The following is a 15,084-nucleotide window of genomic DNA, read 5'->3' as shown; positions in this document are numbered from 1 at the left end:
TTGCGGACAATGGACGGCATGGAAGAGGACGTCGTCGAGAGCGCGCTGCACACCGCGCGGGCGCTGGTGCTGAGGGATCTGGCCGCGTGCGGGGCCTCGGATCCGACCGTGGTGTCGGTGGTCGAGGACGCGGTGGCCGGGCGCCGGTGGTGGTGCCGGGAGTGGCCGGACGGGGCGGCGTACGCGCCGGGGCTCGTGGCGCAGGACGTACAGGAGGCGCTGGAGGAGGCCGGGGTGCGGTGGCCCTGGTGCCCCCGCCACGACGGCGGCGCCGACGCGCACCAGCTGTACATCGAGCCGGATCTGGGACCGGATCCGACGTGGGTGTGCGAGAAGGACGGTGCGGCGGTGGCGGGGCTGGGCGAGTTGCCGGCGGCGACTTGACGGCGAGCGGTCCGACGGCCCTGCGGCCGGTCACCGGACTGTGCGACCACGAGGACGTCAGCGAGGCCACGATCGGCAAGGTGGAGGGGACGGTGGGCAGCTAGGCATGTGCGCCCAAACGACCTTGCCGGGTCCGTATCTTGCGGGGCGGGTACCCGACTCCTGGGCGTAGGCCGCGACGATCCCGAGGCCACGGCCACCCTCGGCGGTGGCGTCCGCTTCGCGGGGGGACGGGAGTGCGGGGGAAGGGTCCCAGCACTTTAGGAGCGTACGGCGCACCGGAGTTGGAGCGTACGCCCAGACGCGGCGCCCACCGCGTCGGTGACGATCGTCGCTGACGACGACCATCGTGTCGTGGACGAGTTCGGGGCATGATGCCAACTGGTTCGAGCAGTTCGTCGCGTACGAGTCGGGCGCCGGCGTGAGTTCTTACAGCGGCGGCGGGAACGACGACGCGTGTGTGGAACTTGCCCGGCTGAGCGACCGCTTCGGGGTCCGGGACTCCAAGAAGCCCGAGGGAGGACACCTCGAACTCGGGCGGGACGCGTTCGTTCGGTTGCTGGACGGGGTCAAGAGGGATCGCTGAACCTCGTCCTCCAGGGGGCTCCTTGAGCTCCCGCAGCGGTGCCGCGAACTCCTCCCCTCGACGTTCCCCCTCTCCCGCGTTCCCGGACGGCGTTCCAGGGCCCGGAGTTTCCGCAGGTCAGGGGGCTGGGGACGTTCCAGCGTCCCGTGATCTCCGGCAACGCCGGCGGTCGGGACGAACCGTCGGACAAGCTCAGGGCATCCCGCGACGCCGCGTCGACTCGGTCCGACGGCGTACGCGGAACCGTCCACGACTTCGCCCGCAGGGGGACCTGTCATGTCCGCACGCACCACTCGCATTCGCCTGTTCGCCGCCACCACCGCCGCGTTCGCCGCCCTCGCACTCACCGCATGCGGCGGAGGCGATGACGATGCCAAGAACACCGGTGCGGGCGGCGGGTCGCCGGCGCCGGGGGCCTCCGTACCGGCCGCGCCCGGGACGGGCAGTCCGACGGCGGCTGCCACGGCCTCCGGTGGTCAGACCTCGCCGGAGCGGTCCGCGCCGACGGCCAAGGCCACGGCCGCATCCACAGGGGACTCCGCCTCCGGCGGCAAGCCGGGCAGCGGCGGCGGCAAGTCGACGGTGCCTCCGGCGCCCGGGGTGGACACCGGCGCCGTCCCGGCCTGCGACGGAGCCAACACCAAGACCACGGCCGCGGTGGTCGCCCGTCCGCTCAACCACATGCTCCTCACCGTCACCAACACCGGTTCGAAGAGTTGCGACCTGACCGACGGCTACCCCGCCGCGCGCTTCGGGGAGGCCCAGGCCGTACCGCCGGTCGACAGGAACACCACGCCCCAGTCGGTGCTGCGGCTGGCACCGGGGGAGTCGGGATATGCGGGTGTACGCCTGTCTTCCGCGGAGGAAGGCAGCGGCGAGAACGGCTACACGGCGGAGACGCTGACGATCCCCTTCGAGAACGGCACGATCGCGAAGGTGTCCCTCCCCGCCGAGGGCGTGTACGTCGACAGCGCGCTGCAGGTGACGTACTGGCAGGCCACCGTCGACGACGCGCTCAACTGAGCGTCCGGCGCTGTGCGGTCGGCTCCGCTCCCGGCCCTCGGCGAGCGGCGCTCGGTTCCCGGCCCTCGGCTCCCAGCCTTCGACTCCCAGCCTTCGACTCTCAGCTCTGCTGGCGGGGGATGGCCCCTTCGAGGCGTTCCAGCTCCGTGCGGAGGTTGTGGCGCGCGGCCTCTTCGTAGCGGGCGTAGCCGAGAGGCGTGTGGAACAGCTTCGGCAGGGCCAGCAGGTCGCGGAGGACCGCGGCCCGGGCGCCTCGGAAGGCTTCCTCCGGGACGAAGGCGTACTCCTCGCGCACGGCGGCGGCGTACGCGTCGTAGTGGTCGCGGTCGGTGGCGAGGATCGCGAGGTCCGCGTCGCAGAGCACCGCCGCGTTGCGGTCGCCCTCGGACGGCGCGTGCTCGGCGGTGACGCGTACGAGGCGTGCGGTCTCGGCGACGAGTTGGTCGGAGAGGCCCGCCTCGCTGAGGGCGCGCTCGGCGAGCCGTGCGCTGCGCTCCTCGTTGTCCGCGCGAGCGGGGTCGTACACCGCGTCGTGGAACCACGCGGCGAGGCGTACCGCATCGGGGTCGTCGGCGTCCTGCGCCAGTTCGTCGACCAGTTCGAGTACGGCGAGAAGGTGTCCGGTGGCGTGGTAGCGCCGGTGCGGCTGCGAGTACCGGCCGATCAGATCCTCGCCGACGGCGGTGGCCGTGTCGCCGGAGTCCCCGACGAGACGGGCCCAGCGTTCCTGCAACGTCATGGTGGCGGTCTCCTGGATGCGTTCCACACGCTCAGCATGCCAGCCGGAGTCCGCAAAACCGGGGATGACGTGGCGTACGAGAGTGGCGTACGGGCTGGTCGGCCCAGAGGCGGCGGAATCCCGTGTCGTCGTCCGCTGCCTTGTGACCAGTGCTGTGACCGGAAAGGTTCACCGGTTCCCGGCGCCCGGCACCCCACCTCGCCGCGTTGCAGACCCTCGCGAGTACGACCGAGTACGAGCTTCGGGCCTGCGCCTTGCGATGCACGGCACCGAACACCGGGAACCGGCAAACCTTCCCGGCCACAGCACTAGGCTTTCCGGCGCAACAACGGGGTGACGACGGCGGGACGCCTAGGGGTGGGGATCATGCGCGGTTGGTCGGTGCGGTCGAGGGTCGGGGCGGTGGTCGCGGCGATCGTGGTCGCGGCGGGCGCGGCGGGCTGCGGTTCGCAAACGGCGTCCGGCGGTGGCGGCAACGTCGCCGCTGCCGCCCTGTCGCAGGCGAGGCAACAGCTCAAGGAGGCGCCTACGGCGCGGCTCGTCGCGCGCATCAAGGACGGCACCAAGATGGGCGTGCCCGGCGAGGTGACCGCCGAAGGCGTCCTGGACATGGCGAACCTTCAGGGGCGCGTCACCTACCACTACGTGTCGATGGGCAAGACCGCCGAGATGCTGCTCCTTTCCGACGCCATGTACGTGAAGCTCCCCGAGCCCAAGGACGGCAAGGCCTGGGTGAGGGTCGAGGGCATGTCGGGCAAGGCCATGTTCGAGGGCATGGACCCCGACTCGGTGGGCGAGTCCCTCGACTCGTTCGGCACTGCGCTGCGGGAGGGCGGCTCGGGGTCGGGGACCGCCGAGCGCACGTTCACCGAAACCATCACGGTGGATCAGCTGCGCGACCAGCTCGGCGCGACCAACGACGCACCGGTGGTCGAGATGCTCTCGGAGATGAACGTGACCTCGATGACCGGCACGTTCGTCGTCGGGGCCGACGACGCCCTGAAGCGGATGTCCATTGCCTACGGCGACTTCATGACGATCGAGTTCTCGGACTTCGGCGCTCCCACCGGTGATTTGACGCCGCCGACCGACGATCAGGTCCTCGTACAGCAGCAGCCGCAGCTGTGACCTGACGCGGGGAGCGGGAACGAGGAACTACAGGGCTACCCGGCGAAGTTGGCCGCCTCCGGCCCCGGCTCAGGTCCCCGGCCAGGCCCCGACTCCTACTCCAGTTCGGGTGGCAGCGGGCGGCTGTGGACGACGGCGAGGGTGGAGACGGCGCGGGTCAGGACGACGTACAGCCGCCGCAGTCCCTGGGGTTCGGCCTCGACGATGGCGGTCGGCTCGGCGACGGCGATGTGGTCGAATTCGAGGCCCTTGGCGAGGCTCGCGGGGACGAGGCTGAGACGCGCCGCCTCGGCCTCGGGGTCGTCGTCGCCCAGGATCCGGTGGCGCAGCCCGGCGTCGCGCAACGCGGCGGCGAGCGCGGGGATTTGCGCGTCGGCGGCGATGAGGCCGACGGAGCCTTCGAGTTTCAGCAGGTCCGAGGCCTCGTCGGCGGCGGCTTTGTCCACAGCCTGTGGATCGACGGTGTGCACGGCCAGCGAGCCGGGGGCCTCGCGTACCGAGCTCGCGGGAGCCAGGCCAGGCGCGATGTGCGGGAGCAGTCGGCTCGCGAAGTCCAGGATCTCGCGCGGCACCCGGAAGCCCCGCGTCAGTTCCGCCAACCGTGCGTCCGTACGCCCGAGATGCCGCAGTGTCGTCGGCCAGTCGGTGGCCGCCCACGGGGTCGTGCCCTGGGCGATGTCGCCCAGCACCGTGGCCGAGCCGGTCGAGCAGCGGCGGCCCACCGCGCGGCACTGCATGGCGGAAAGGTCCTGCGCTTCGTCCACAACCACATGGCCGAGGCTGGGGGTACGCGCCACCAGGTCCGCGGCCTCGTCCACAAGCACCGCGTCGGCGGCCGTCCATTTGGCCGAGCCGACGCCGCGCGCGGGCTTTGTCCACAGGATCAGCGCCTGCTCGTCGGCGGTGAGCACGCCGTCCGCGCACGCGGCGAGGAACTCCGCGTCGGACAGCAGGCGCATCACCAGCTTCGCGGGGTCCACGGCCGGCCACACCGCGTTCACCAGGTCGCGGACGGGACGCGAGCGGGCCACCGAGTCCTGCACCCGGTCGTCGGGCGACTCCCCGGCGCGCTCCATCTGCACGAGGACGGCGTGCGCGAGGCGCTGGTGCAGCATGTCGCGGGCCGCGCCGTACCGCACGTCGCGCGAGCGCAGGCCCGCGACGACCTCCTCGACGTCGTACGACGGCACCCGCCACCGCCGCGAGCCGCGCACCACGAGCAGCGACTCGGCCGGCGCGTCGACGACCCCCGACCACACCGCGCGCCGCAGCACCTCGGCCATGCGCGCGTCGCCCTTGAGCCGCCCGGCCTCGGGGCTGTCGGCGGCCTTGACCGGGACGCGGGCGACCAGGTCCTCGACCGTGGTCTGCCCGACCTCGACCTCGCCGAGCGCCGGAAGGACCTGCTGGATGTAGTCGAGGAAGGAGCGGTTCGGGCCGACGACGAGGGTGCCGCTGCGGTGCAGGCGCTCGCGGTGCGCGTACAGCAGCCAGGCGACGCGGTGCAGGCCGACGGCGGTCTTGCCGGTGCCGGGGGCGCCCTGCACGCAGACGGTCTCGCCGAGGTCGGCGCGGACGATCTCGTCCTGCTCGGGCTGGATGGTCGCGACGATGTCGCGCATCGGGCCGACGCGCGGGCGCTCGATCTCGGCGGCGAGGATCACGCTCTTGGCGTCGTGCTCGGCCGCGTCGGTCAGGTGCTCGTCCTCGAACGCGGTGAGGGTGCCGCCGGTCCAGCCGAAGCGGCGGCGCAGTTCGACGCCGAGCGGGTCGATGCGGGTGGCGCGGTAGAACGACCGCGACACGGGCGCGCGCCAGTCGACGACCATCGGGTCGCCGTGGTTGTCGTGGACGTGGCGGCGGCCGATCCAGAAGCGTTCGAGCGGTCGGGACGGGTCGGCGGCCACCTCGACGGGTGCGGTGCCGGTGGCGACCTCGGGGGCGTCCGCGAACCGGCCGTCGATGCGGCCGAAGAACAGCGGGGTGTCGGCGAGGTCCGCGAGGGCCGCGATGCGGTCCTGGATGAGGCTGTGCACCAGCTTGTTGGACACCTCGTTGCCGCCGACGTCGGTCAGGTCGAGGGCTTCGGTGTCCTCGCGCATGCGGCGCAGGGCCGCGCGGGAGGCGTCGAGATGGGCGCGCTCGGCGGCGAGCGCGGGGTCCGGATCGGGGGCGGGGGAGGCGGGTGTGCGGGCGTCGAAGGACGGGTCGGCGGCGTACGCGGACATGAGACTCCGAAGTGCGTGGGCGGCTTCCTGCGAGGAAGAGGACGCCGACCGATTCCGACCGGTCGACGTGGCCGGCGCCCAACCCCTAGGGGTAGTGCGGTTACGCGGCAGCGGAATCGGCCACCCTAAACCCGGCCGAACGTCATGTTCAACCCGACTTTTCACCCCGAGGCGGTCGGGACCCTGTCATCCCCGCGGGCTACCCGGGGACGCGACCCGGTACGGACGCGCCCCTTATGTCGGAAAACTTAGCGTTGACGACATGGCAACCACACTCCGCACCCCGACCCGGCAGACCGCCCGGGTCCCCGCCGCCCGCGGCGTGGCCCCGGCCGTCCGCACCACCCCCGACCCCCGCCCCGGCGCGCTCGCCAGGACCGGCCGCATCGCCGCGGGCACCGCCCGCGGCATCGGCATCTTCGCGGTCACCACCGCAAAGGTCGTCCTGCTCGGCAAGCACGGCATCGACTGACCGGCCCTCGCCGCAGTCCCAATGGCCACCCCGATCCGGGGCGGCCATTGATCGTGTTCCGGGTTGCCTCGGCCCCGCCGCGCCTCAGCGCCGTCGGGCCGTGACGAGCAAGTACTCCCAGGTCAACACCGGCGAGTCCCCGTCGAGCCGGAACTTTTCCGGGAGTTCGGCGAGTGCCTGGTCGAGCGCCGCGACCTTCTCCGGATCGTCGGCGATGTTGCGGTACACCGCGATCGTCGGCCCGTAGTTGGCTTTGAAGTAGTCGCGGAACTCCTCCGGCCCGCCGAAGTGGCCGACCGCCAGTTGCCGCCGCTCCGCGCTGAAGTCCTCGACCCGGTCGCCGAGCAGCGCCCGTACGTGGTCCGGGTCGCCCCACAGCGGCGGCGGCTGCGCGCCGGGCGGCGGCGGGGCGGCGTACGGCTTCATCGTGGCGAACATCTGCCCGATGAACCCCTGCGGGGTCCAGTTGGTCAGCGCGATGCGGCCTCCCGGCTTGCACACGCGTACCAGCTCGTCGGCGGTCGCCTGGTGGTGCGGCGCGAACATCACGCCGACGCACGACATGACGGCGTCGAACTCGGCGTCTCCGAACGGCATGTCCTCGGCGTCCGCCTGCCGCCACTCCAGTTTGGCGCCCGCCGCCTCGGCCTGGCTCCGCCCGACCTCCAGCAGTTCCGGCGTCAGGTCGGACGCCACGACCTCGGCACCGGCGAGCGCCGCGGCTGTCGCGGCGTTGCCGGATCCGGCCGCCACGTCGAGCACCCGGATGCCGGGCGCCGCTCCGGCGGCCGCGGCCAGCTCGGGGCCGAGTTCGGCGATGACCTCGGTGGCGACGGCCGGGTAGTCGCCGAGCGCCCACATGGCGCGATGCTTGGCTTTGAGGGCGCGATCGGCTTCTCGCGCCGCATCGCTGCCCGAAATGTCGGTTTCTTTCATGTTGGGTACCTTCCCCCCAGGGAACGTGTGACTCCTCGCCGCGCGAAGTCGCTCGGGCCCGCCCCGCACTCCTCGTGTGGCACGGCACCCCCGTCCGGTTCGAACGGCAGGCGCCAACTCGGCAGTGCCCTGCGGCAGTTCACCGCGGCCTCAGGCAATCCAAGCTAGAAGGCACGCCCCCGGCCGCCTAGTACAGGATCTGTACCGCCCGTCGGGCAAAGGCGCTGCGCCCGCCCGCGGCGTAGCCGTACGCTCGCCACCATGGGCGCTTCGTACTATCAGTTCTGCCCCGTCGCCAAGGCCATGGAGCTGCTCGACGAGCGCTGGACGCTCCTGATCGTGCGCGAACTGTGCGCCGGCAGCGAGCGGTTCAACGAGGTGCGCCGCGGAGTGCCGCGCATGTCACCGACGTTGCTGTCCAAGCGCCTGACCCACCTGACCCGCGCCGGCATCGTGGAGCGTGTCGTCGACGGCACCGACGTGCGGTACGTCCTCACCCCCGCCGGCCACGAACTCCGCCCGGTGGTTGAGGCGTTGAGCATCTGGGGGGTCCGCTGGATCGGCGAACTGGGCGATGCCGACCTCGACCCCAAGCTCCTGCTCTGGGACATGCGCCGCAGCGTCGACGGCGACGCCGTCCCCGCCGGCCGCCGCACCGTCGTGCGCTTCCGGTTCCCGGACGTCCCCGCGCGCGCCCGCGACTGGTGGCTGGTCATCAGCGCCGGCGACCCCGGCGCCGCCGACGCGGACCTGTGCGACGCCGACCCCGGCTTCGAGGTCGACGTGACCGTGACGTCCGGCCTGCGCCGCCTGGTCGAGATCTGGCGCGGCGACCTGCGCTGGGCGGATGCGCTGCGCGCCGGCGACATCGACGTGCACGGCCCCGAGGACATGCGCCGCGGGCTGCCCGGCTGGTTCACCCTCCCGGGATTCGCCGCGGTGCCCCGCCCGGCCTGAGCGGGGAACCGCCGGCGAGCACTACGACCGCAGGTCGTCCGCGTCGACGATCTGGTACGCGTACCCCTGCTCCGCCAGGAAACGCTGCCGGTGCGCCGCGAACTCCTGGTCGATCGTGTCGCGCGCCACCACCGAGTAGAACCGCGCCGCCCGGCCGTCCGCCTTGGGCCGCAGCACCCGGCCGAGGCGCTGGGCCTCCTCCTGCCGCGACCCGAACGACCCGGACACCTGGATCGCCACCGCCGCCTCCGGCAGGTCGATCGAGAAGTTCGCGACCTTGCTGACCACCAGGACCGAGACCTCGCCCTGCCGGAACGCCTCGAACAGCCGCTCCCGCTCGGTGTTGCGCGTCTCGCCCTTGATCACCGGCGCGTCCAGCCGCTCGCCCAGCTCGTCGAGCTGGTCGATGTACTGGCCGATCACGAGCGTCTGCTCGCCCGCGTGCCGGGCCACCAGCTCGCTGGTGACCCGCGTCTTGGTCTCGGTCGTCGCGCAGAAGCGGTAGCGCTCCTCCGGTTCGGCCGTCGCGTACGCGAGCCGCTCGGCGTCCGTCAGCGTGACCCGCACCTCGACGCAGTCCGCCGGGGCGATGTAGCCCTGGTTCTCGATCTCCTTCCACGGCGCGTCGTAGCGCTTGGGGCCGATGAGCGAGAACACGTCGCCCTCACGGCCGTCCTCGCGTACGAGCGTCGCGGTCAGGCCGAGTCGGCGGCGCGCCTGGAGGTCCGCGGTGAACCGGAAGATGGGGGCGGGCAGCAGGTGGACCTCGTCGTACACGATGAGGCCCCAGTCGCGGGAGTCGAACAGCTCCAGGTGCGGGTAGACGCCCTTCCGCCGCGTCGTGACCACCTGGTACGTCGCGATCGTGACCGGCCGGATCTCCTTGCGCGTGCCGCTGTACTCGCCGATCTCGTCCTCGGTCAGCGAGGTGCGCTTGACCAGCTCGGACTTCCACTGCCGCGCCGAGACCGTGTTGGTCACCAGGATCAGCGTGGTCGCCTTCGCAGTGGCCATCGCCGCCGCGCCGACCAGCGTCTTGCCGGCGCCGCAGGGCAGCACGACCACGCCGGAGCCGCCGTGCCAGAAGCCCTCGACGGCCTCCTTCTGGTACGGCCGCAGCGTCCAGCCGTCCTCGGCGAGCTCGATCGGGTGCGCCTCGCCGTCGACGTACCCGGCCAGGTCCTCGGCGGGCCAGCCCAGCTTGAGCAGCACCTGCTTGATCTGCCCGCGCTCGGACGGGTGCACCGCGACGCTGTCCGCGTCGACCCGGTTCCCGACCAGCGGGGCCATCTTCTTGCTGCGCAGGACCTCTTCGAGCACCGCCCGGTCGGTCGTGGTCAGCACCAGGCCGTGCACGGGGTGCTTGGCGAGGGTGAGGCGGCCGTACCTGCCCATGGTCTCGGCGACGTCGACCAGCAGCGCGTGCGGCACCGGGTAGCGCGAGTAGCGCAGCAGCACGTCGACGACCTGCTCGGCGTCGTGCCCGGCCGCGCGGGCATTCCACAGCCCCAGCGGCGTGAGGCGGTACGTGTGCACGTGCTCCGGCGCGCGCTCCAGTTCGGCGAACGGCGCGATGGCCCGGCGGCAGTCGGCCGCGGCCTCGTGGTCGATCTCCAACAGGAGCGTCTTGTCGGACTGCACGATGAGCGGGCCGGTTGTCGGCTCTGCCACGCGGGGCCTCTCTTACGGCGAATGGGGGACTCCCAGTGTGAACCACCCCGGGGACCACTGTGTTCCGGTCGGCTGCGCCCGCCCGGACCAACCGGCCGAAAACCGCTCCGCATCGCCGATATTCACCCGGGGAAGCAGCCCTACGGAACCGTACTGCGCAGGGATGAGCGCAAGACCCCTCCTTGAGGAGGAACCACGGTTCGGTCCGGCGCTCCTACCCTGATATTCAATGGCCATTTTTCCGCCGCTGCCGGGTGTCCCCGGTGCCCCCGCGGCTTCCGAGTCCGGCCCTGCGCTGCGTACGCACGGGCTGACGCGCGACTACGGTCGCGGCACCGGCGTGTTCGGTGTCGGCCTCGCCGTGCCCCGGGGGAGCGTCTACGGCCTGGTCGGGCCGAACGGCGCGGGGAAGACGACGCTGCTCTCGCTCATCAGCGGCATGCGGCGGGCCGACGCGGGCGAGGTGGACTTCGGGGTCCCGCAGGACCGGGTGGCGGTGTGCACCGACGTCCCCGAGTTCGAACCCTGGCTGAGCGCCGCCGAAGTGGTCGAATTGGCCGGACGGCTGGTCAACCCGGACCTGCGCCCGGAGTGCGTCAAGACCGCGCTGCACCGCACGGGGCTCGTCGAGGCCGCGGACCGCAAGGCCGGGTCGTTCTCGCGCGGCATGACGCAGCGCCTCGGCCTGGCCGCCGCGCTGGTCGCCGAGCCGGACCTGATGATCCTCGACGAGCCGACGTCGGCCCTCGACCCGCGCGGCCGTGCCGAGGTCCTGGACCTGGTCGCCGGCATGCGCGGCCGGACCACGGTCGTCTTCTCCAGCCACATCCTGGCCGACGTGCAGCGCGTGTGCGACCAGGTCGGCGTGCTGCGCGCGGGCCGCCTCATCTACCAGGGCCCGGTGGCCGAGCTGGTCGCCGAGCACATGCGGCCGACGTGGCTGATCCGGCTGCGCGACGACGGTGCCGCGCTGTGCCGCACGTTCGCGGCCGAGGACTGGGTCGTGCGGGTGTCGTCGGTACGCCCCGGCCTGGTCCGCGTGCAGGCCCGCACGGTCGACGAGGGCGAGCGCAACATCCTCGGCGTGCTGGACCGCAGCGCCGCGCGCGTCATCTCGGTCGGGCCCGAGGAGTCGGACCTGGAGAGCGCCTTCCTGTCGATCACCGGTGCGGCCCGATGAGCGAGCGCAGCGTGAGCCGGCTGAGCGCGGCCGGACGCGCCGGGACCAGAGCCGCGGCCAAGGCGGTCGCCGAGCAGGCGCGCGGACAGGCCCATGGGCCGGCCCCCGGGCAGGCGCGCGGACCCGCACGTACGGCAGAGGCCGCGAGGCCGCGCGTACGTCGGCCGCTGGGCCTGTGGCGCCTCGAAGTCCTCCGCGTCACGCGCACCCGCCGCTGGCTGCTCCTGCTCATCGCCTTCCCGCTGCTCGGCGCGGCGGGGCCGCTCGTGGTGCGGCACCTGGACCGCATCCTGGAAGTACTGGGCGCGGACGGGGCCAACCCGCCGGACGACATGGGCGCGCCCGAGGGCATGGCCGCGTACGTCTCGGCGTCCGGGCAGATCGGCCTGTTCGTCGCGCTCGGCATCGCCGCGGCGGCGCTCGCCGTCGACCACCGCCCCGGACTCGCCGCGTTCTACCGCACCCGGACCCGCCAGGCGTGGGACCTGGTCGTGCCGCGCTGGACGGTGTGCGCGGCGGCCGTCTGCATCGCGAACACGGTGGCCACGGGCATCGTGTGGGCCGAACTGCGCTGGCTCTGGGGGCCGGTGCCGACCGACCGGATCCTGTACGGCGCGTTGTTCAACACGCTCTACCTGCTCATGGCGCTGGGCCTGGTCGCGGGCGCCTCGGCGTTCCTGCGGCGGCCCGTGGCGCTGTTCGGCGCCGCGCTCGTGGCACTCGTGCTGTCGCCCCTGCCGCGGCTGTGGAAGCCGATGCGCGACTGGGAGCCGTCGTCGCTGGGCGGCGCGGGGGTCGAACTCCTGGAGAACGCCTCGCCGGGCGAGTTCGTACGGCCGGCGATCGTGGCGGTGCTGGTCACGCTGACGATGCTGTCCCTCGCGGTGTGGCGGGTCGGCCGCCGCGAGATGTGACGTGCGTGCCGGGCGGACCGCCCGGCACGTGGCTGTGGGGGCGCCGGTCGACGGTTGTCGTTCGGCGGTGACGGCGTGACGGCGTGACGGCGTGGGCGACTAACGCTCAGCGGCGGCGGCGCCGCGATTGCCGCTCACTGGTGGCGGCGTCGCGGTGACTACTTGGCGGTGTCCGCGCCGGTTTCCGTGTCGGCGGCGGCATCCGCGACGTCGACGGCTTCGACGCCGGTGATGCGGTGCAGCGGGTAGGTGTGCAGCTCCCCGGCGGTGTGCTCCTGCGCCGTGACGTACCCGCCCTCAAGGCCGAGCGGCACGATGATGCGCTGCGTGGCCCGGCCCTCGCGCGTGACGTAGCCGATCCACACCGGCCGCCGGTCCGCCAGCGCCGACTGCAGCGCGAGCAGCGTCTCGGCGGCGGAGGTGCGCGGCAGTTCGGCGGGCGCCTCGCCGTTGCCGAGGCCTCGCGGGCGGCTGACCGCCGCGCGGTCCCCGGCCCGGATCGTGCTCACCGCGGCGGAGATCAGGCTCGCACTCGGGGCGGGCGGCTCGCCGGTCACGCGCGGCGGCAGCGACCTGGGCGGCGTACGCCGGGCGTCGGGCCGCGTCACCACGACGTCGCCGGTCGCGGACTCGGCCATCGGCGCGTACCCGAGGGTGCGCAGGGCCGACAGGACCGCGTCGGGAGCGCCCTCGGCGGCCAGCACGGTCGGGGCGAGACGCCGCATGCGCAGCCCGGTGGCGCGGCGGTCGGCGAGCAGTTCGCTCAGCACCGACTCGTCGTCGCAGCGCAGGTACGCCGATGCGGCACCCACCCGCAGGCGTCCGTGCCGCCGCGCGATGTCGTCCACGAGGTAGGTGAGCGGCTGCGGTACCGGCGTACGCGAATGCGTCGCGAACAACCGGTGCAGGTCGGCGGCGGTCCGCCCGGAGTCGAGCGCGCGGCGGATGGACGGCTCGCTGAACCGGTACACGGTGGCGCCGCCGGTCGACTCGATGTCGGCTGCCATGTGCAGTTCCTGGGCGAGTTCGACCACGAGCGGGCCGGGCGCGACGGCGGTCAGGTCGGCCTGGAGCAGCACGTGGTCCAGCGGAACCGGGAGCAGCGGCGCGAGCGCCTCGGCCGCGGTGTTCAGCTCGCCGTTCAGCAGGGCGCGGCCCGCGCCGCCGATGGCGCCGCGCCCGGTGACCCCCAGCAACTCGGCCTCGACCAGCGTGCGGTCGGCGAGTTCGGAGCGCAGCCGCGCGGTACGGACCGGGCGGTGCCAGGCCAGGTCGGCGAGCAGGTCGGCGGCGGGTGCGGAGGTGCCGGGCGGCAGGTCGGCCAGACGGCCGAGCAGCGCGTGGCGCACCTCGGGGGCGGTGGTGCGGTCGATGCCCGGACCCAGGGCGTTGACCGGCCTGTCCTTGTCGTCGCGCGTGCCGACCAGGCCGGGCACGCGCGTGGTCTCCAGCCAGACGCCGGCCAGGGCCGCCCAGCGCTCCGCCACGGGCCGGGCCCGCCACACGTCGTAGGCGGGAGTCGGCAGCCACTGCTCGTCGGGTTCGCCGTCGCCCGCGACCAGACCGGTCGCGTACGCCAACTCCAGCCACACCGCGGCCTCGGCCTCGGGGACGTCGAGGGCCGCGGCGACGCGCTTGAGGTCGCGTACGCCCAGGCCCCCGGCGCGCAGCACGGGGGGCCCGCCGGTGCTCCACAGTTCGAGCAGCTTCTCGACCTGCCGCACGGCGGTGAACGCGGCGCCCGCGGCCGCGGCGTCCACAGCCTGTGGATCACGTGGCGTCGTCGCGATGTCCGGCGGCGTCGGCTCCAAGGCCCGGTGTACGCGCCCGCCGCGCAGCACGAGGGCGAGTTCGCGCGGCAGGACGACGGTCTGCGGGCCCGCGGGCACGAGCAGCCCCCGAGCGAGCAGCCACTCGACCGGGCTGTTGGCCTCGTCGGCGCGCACCGGCCGGTCGGCGCCGCGCACGCTGCCGGTGGGCGGTCCCCACACCAGTTTGTCGAGCACTTCGAGCGCGGCGGGCGGCGCCTGGGTCAGCAGGGCGGCGACCGCCTTGTGGTCGCCGAACATGCCGGCCATCGCGGCGATCGCGCCCACCGCATCGGCGGTGGGCGGCAGACCGAGGTCGGCCAGCACCTCCTGCAACCGCGAAGGACCGGTCGCGCCGAGCGCCACGGCCAGCGGCGGGCCGAGCCCGGCCGGTGCGGTGCCGGCGAGGTCGCGCACGGTGCGCACGACGCGCAGCGACGACGTGGGCCCCCACAGGAGGGCGCGTACGCGCAAGGTCTCGACCGCGGCCGCGAGCTGCGGCACGTCGCCGACCAGCTCGCACAGCGCCTCGTACGCGAACCCGTCCGGCAGCACGACCGCGGCGTCCACAACCTGGAGGGTGAACCGGTCCAACCGCTCCAGAACGCGCGCGACCGATGCGCGCGTGGTCGCCCGGGTCGCCAACTGCGTCAGGTCGACCGGCACCGGCGTGGTCAGATCGGGCCGCGCGCGGAGCAGCAGCGCGATCTCGTCGTCGCCGCGCCCGCGCAGATCCTCGGCGAGCGTGCGCGGCGGCGCGCTCCCGCCGGGCGTACCGGCGGGTCTGTCCGGGGGTCTGTGGGTCGACATGGTCATCCCGACAACGTTAGCCGCTCACCCTGCCGCACCGACCTGCGGAGCGGCACCACCGCCGCGGGCTGCGGGGCTCAGGGGCCGTCGCGTGGTCGACGGGTCGGACGGGTTGACGGGTCTCCGGGCCGGACGGGACGACGGGTCGACGCGACGTCGGCTCGTCGGTTCGTCGGCGAACAGGCGTTCCCGAGTCGTGGTGTTCCTGCGTCGTGGTGTTCCGGTTCCCCCGATCGGGGGAAAGGATC

Annotated in this window: 13 protein-coding genes; 8 read left to right on the top strand and 5 right to left on the bottom strand. The window is 73.3% G+C overall.

The window, feature by feature from the left end:
• Nucleotides 1-18 precede the first annotated feature (18 nt).
• The 3 genes from AB0C36_RS13050 to AB0C36_RS13040 all read left to right on the top strand — a co-directional run bounded on the left by AB0C36_RS13050 (nt 19) and on the right by AB0C36_RS13040 (nt 1,993).
• The gene (locus tag AB0C36_RS13050; RefSeq protein ID WP_358353066.1) at nt 19-384 is read left to right on the top strand and encodes a DUF8819 family protein; all 366 of its coding nucleotides are present in this window, start codon (nt 19-21) and stop codon (nt 382-384) included.
• Between the two features lie 349 nt (nt 385-733).
• Nucleotides 734-970 (top strand): DUF397 domain-containing protein, encoded by a 237-nt coding sequence (locus AB0C36_RS13045; RefSeq protein WP_358353064.1) that lies wholly within the window; start codon nt 734-736, stop codon nt 968-970.
• A gap of 276 nt (nt 971-1,246) precedes the next feature.
• Nucleotides 1,247-1,993, top strand: a complete 747-nt coding sequence (locus tag AB0C36_RS13040; RefSeq protein ID WP_358353062.1) for a DUF4232 domain-containing protein — start codon at nt 1,247-1,249, stop codon at nt 1,991-1,993.
• Between the two features lie 100 nt (nt 1,994-2,093).
• On the opposite strand, the gene AB0C36_RS13035 is transcribed toward AB0C36_RS13040, so the two are convergent.
• Nucleotides 2,094-2,732, bottom strand: a complete 639-nt coding sequence (locus AB0C36_RS13035) for an HD domain-containing protein (protein WP_435839035.1) — start codon at nt 2,730-2,732, stop codon at nt 2,094-2,096.
• 366 nt (nt 2,733-3,098) lie between these two features.
• On the opposite strand from AB0C36_RS13035, the gene AB0C36_RS13030 reads away from it, so the two are divergent.
• The gene (locus tag AB0C36_RS13030; protein WP_358353058.1) at nt 3,099-3,860 is read left to right on the top strand and encodes a hypothetical protein; all 762 of its coding nucleotides are present in this window, start codon (nt 3,099-3,101) and stop codon (nt 3,858-3,860) included.
• Between the two features lie 95 nt (nt 3,861-3,955).
• Here the strand turns inward: AB0C36_RS13030 and AB0C36_RS13025 are convergent, their stop codons facing one another.
• Nucleotides 3,956-6,088 carry a HelD family protein gene (locus tag AB0C36_RS13025; protein ID WP_358353056.1) on the bottom strand — a complete coding sequence of 711 codons (2,133 nt, stop codon included), beginning with the start codon at nt 6,086-6,088 and terminating at the stop codon, nt 3,956-3,958.
• A 262-nt stretch (nt 6,089-6,350) separates the two neighbouring features.
• Here AB0C36_RS13025 and AB0C36_RS13020 point away from each other — a divergent pair, with 262 nt between their 5' ends.
• A complete protein-coding gene (locus tag AB0C36_RS13020; RefSeq protein ID WP_358353054.1) occupies nt 6,351-6,560 on the top strand; it encodes a hypothetical protein in 210 nt (69 codons plus the stop codon).
• An 84-nt stretch (nt 6,561-6,644) separates the two neighbouring features.
• Here the strand turns inward: AB0C36_RS13020 and AB0C36_RS13015 are convergent, their stop codons facing one another.
• The gene (locus AB0C36_RS13015) at nt 6,645-7,496 is read right to left on the bottom strand and encodes a class I SAM-dependent methyltransferase (RefSeq protein WP_358353052.1); all 852 of its coding nucleotides are present in this window, start codon (nt 7,494-7,496) and stop codon (nt 6,645-6,647) included.
• A gap of 261 nt (nt 7,497-7,757) precedes the next feature.
• Between AB0C36_RS13015 and AB0C36_RS13010 the strand changes: the two genes are divergently transcribed.
• The gene (locus tag AB0C36_RS13010; RefSeq protein ID WP_358353051.1) at nt 7,758-8,453 is read left to right on the top strand and encodes a winged helix-turn-helix transcriptional regulator; all 696 of its coding nucleotides are present in this window, start codon (nt 7,758-7,760) and stop codon (nt 8,451-8,453) included.
• Nucleotides 8,454-8,474: 21 nt separating this feature from the next.
• Here AB0C36_RS13010 and AB0C36_RS13005 read toward each other — a convergent pair whose 3' ends face one another.
• On the bottom strand, nt 8,475-10,124 hold the full coding sequence (locus AB0C36_RS13005; RefSeq protein ID WP_358353049.1) for a DNA repair helicase XPB: 1,650 nt from the start codon (nt 10,122-10,124) through the stop codon (nt 8,475-8,477).
• A 229-nt stretch (nt 10,125-10,353) separates the two neighbouring features.
• On the opposite strand from AB0C36_RS13005, the gene AB0C36_RS13000 reads away from it, so the two are divergent.
• Both AB0C36_RS13000 and AB0C36_RS12995 read left to right on the top strand, forming a co-directional pair.
• Complete coding sequence (locus AB0C36_RS13000) at nt 10,354-11,304, top strand: ABC transporter ATP-binding protein (RefSeq protein WP_358353048.1); 951 nt, start codon at nt 10,354-10,356, stop codon at nt 11,302-11,304.
• Nucleotides 11,301-12,218: a hypothetical protein gene (locus AB0C36_RS12995; protein ID WP_358353046.1), complete on the top strand. Its 918-nt coding sequence runs from the start codon at nt 11,301-11,303 to the stop codon at nt 12,216-12,218. Before AB0C36_RS13000 ends, AB0C36_RS12995 begins: the two co-directional genes overlap by 4 nt.
• Before the next feature lie 158 nt (nt 12,219-12,376).
• Here AB0C36_RS12995 and AB0C36_RS12990 read toward each other — a convergent pair whose 3' ends face one another.
• On the bottom strand, nt 12,377-14,836 hold the full coding sequence (locus tag AB0C36_RS12990) for a helicase C-terminal domain-containing protein (RefSeq protein WP_358353103.1): 2,460 nt from the start codon (nt 14,834-14,836) through the stop codon (nt 12,377-12,379).
• Nucleotides 14,837-15,084: the final 248 nt, after the last annotated feature.

This window comes from Streptodolium elevatio (genome assembly GCF_040649515.1).
Taxonomy (GTDB): domain Bacteria; phylum Actinomycetota; class Actinomycetes; order Streptomycetales; family Streptomycetaceae; genus Yinghuangia; species Yinghuangia elevatio.
This window is presented reverse-complemented; position numbering and strand designations above follow the sequence as displayed.

What these genes read in the sequence shown, in the direction of transcription:
- AB0C36_RS13010 (WP_358353051.1), top strand. Translation starts at nt 7,758, where the DNA reads ATGGGCGCTTCGTACTATCAGTTCTGCCCCGTCGCCAAGGCCATGGAG.
- AB0C36_RS13050 (WP_358353066.1), top strand. Translation starts at nt 19, where the DNA reads ATGGAAGAGGACGTCGTCGAGAGCGCGCTGCACACCGCGCGGGCGCTG.
- AB0C36_RS13020 (WP_358353054.1), top strand. Translation starts at nt 6,351, where the DNA reads ATGGCAACCACACTCCGCACCCCGACCCGGCAGACCGCCCGGGTCCCC.
- AB0C36_RS13040 (WP_358353062.1), top strand. Translation starts at nt 1,247, where the DNA reads ATGTCCGCACGCACCACTCGCATTCGCCTGTTCGCCGCCACCACCGCC.
- AB0C36_RS13000 (WP_358353048.1), top strand. Translation starts at nt 10,354, where the DNA reads ATGGCCATTTTTCCGCCGCTGCCGGGTGTCCCCGGTGCCCCCGCGGCT.
- AB0C36_RS13035 (WP_435839035.1), bottom strand. Translation starts at nt 2,732, where the DNA reads ATGACGTTGCAGGAACGCTGGGCCCGTCTCGTCGGGGACTCCGGCGAC.
- AB0C36_RS13030 (WP_358353058.1), top strand. Translation starts at nt 3,099, where the DNA reads ATGCGCGGTTGGTCGGTGCGGTCGAGGGTCGGGGCGGTGGTCGCGGCG.
- AB0C36_RS12995 (WP_358353046.1), top strand. Translation starts at nt 11,301, where the DNA reads ATGAGCGAGCGCAGCGTGAGCCGGCTGAGCGCGGCCGGACGCGCCGGG.
- AB0C36_RS13025 (WP_358353056.1), bottom strand. Translation starts at nt 6,088, where the DNA reads ATGTCCGCGTACGCCGCCGACCCGTCCTTCGACGCCCGCACACCCGCC.
- AB0C36_RS13015 (WP_358353052.1), bottom strand. Translation starts at nt 7,496, where the DNA reads ATGAAAGAAACCGACATTTCGGGCAGCGATGCGGCGCGAGAAGCCGAT.
- AB0C36_RS12990 (WP_358353103.1), bottom strand. Translation starts at nt 14,836, where the DNA reads ATGTCGACCCACAGACCCCCGGACAGACCCGCCGGTACGCCCGGCGGG.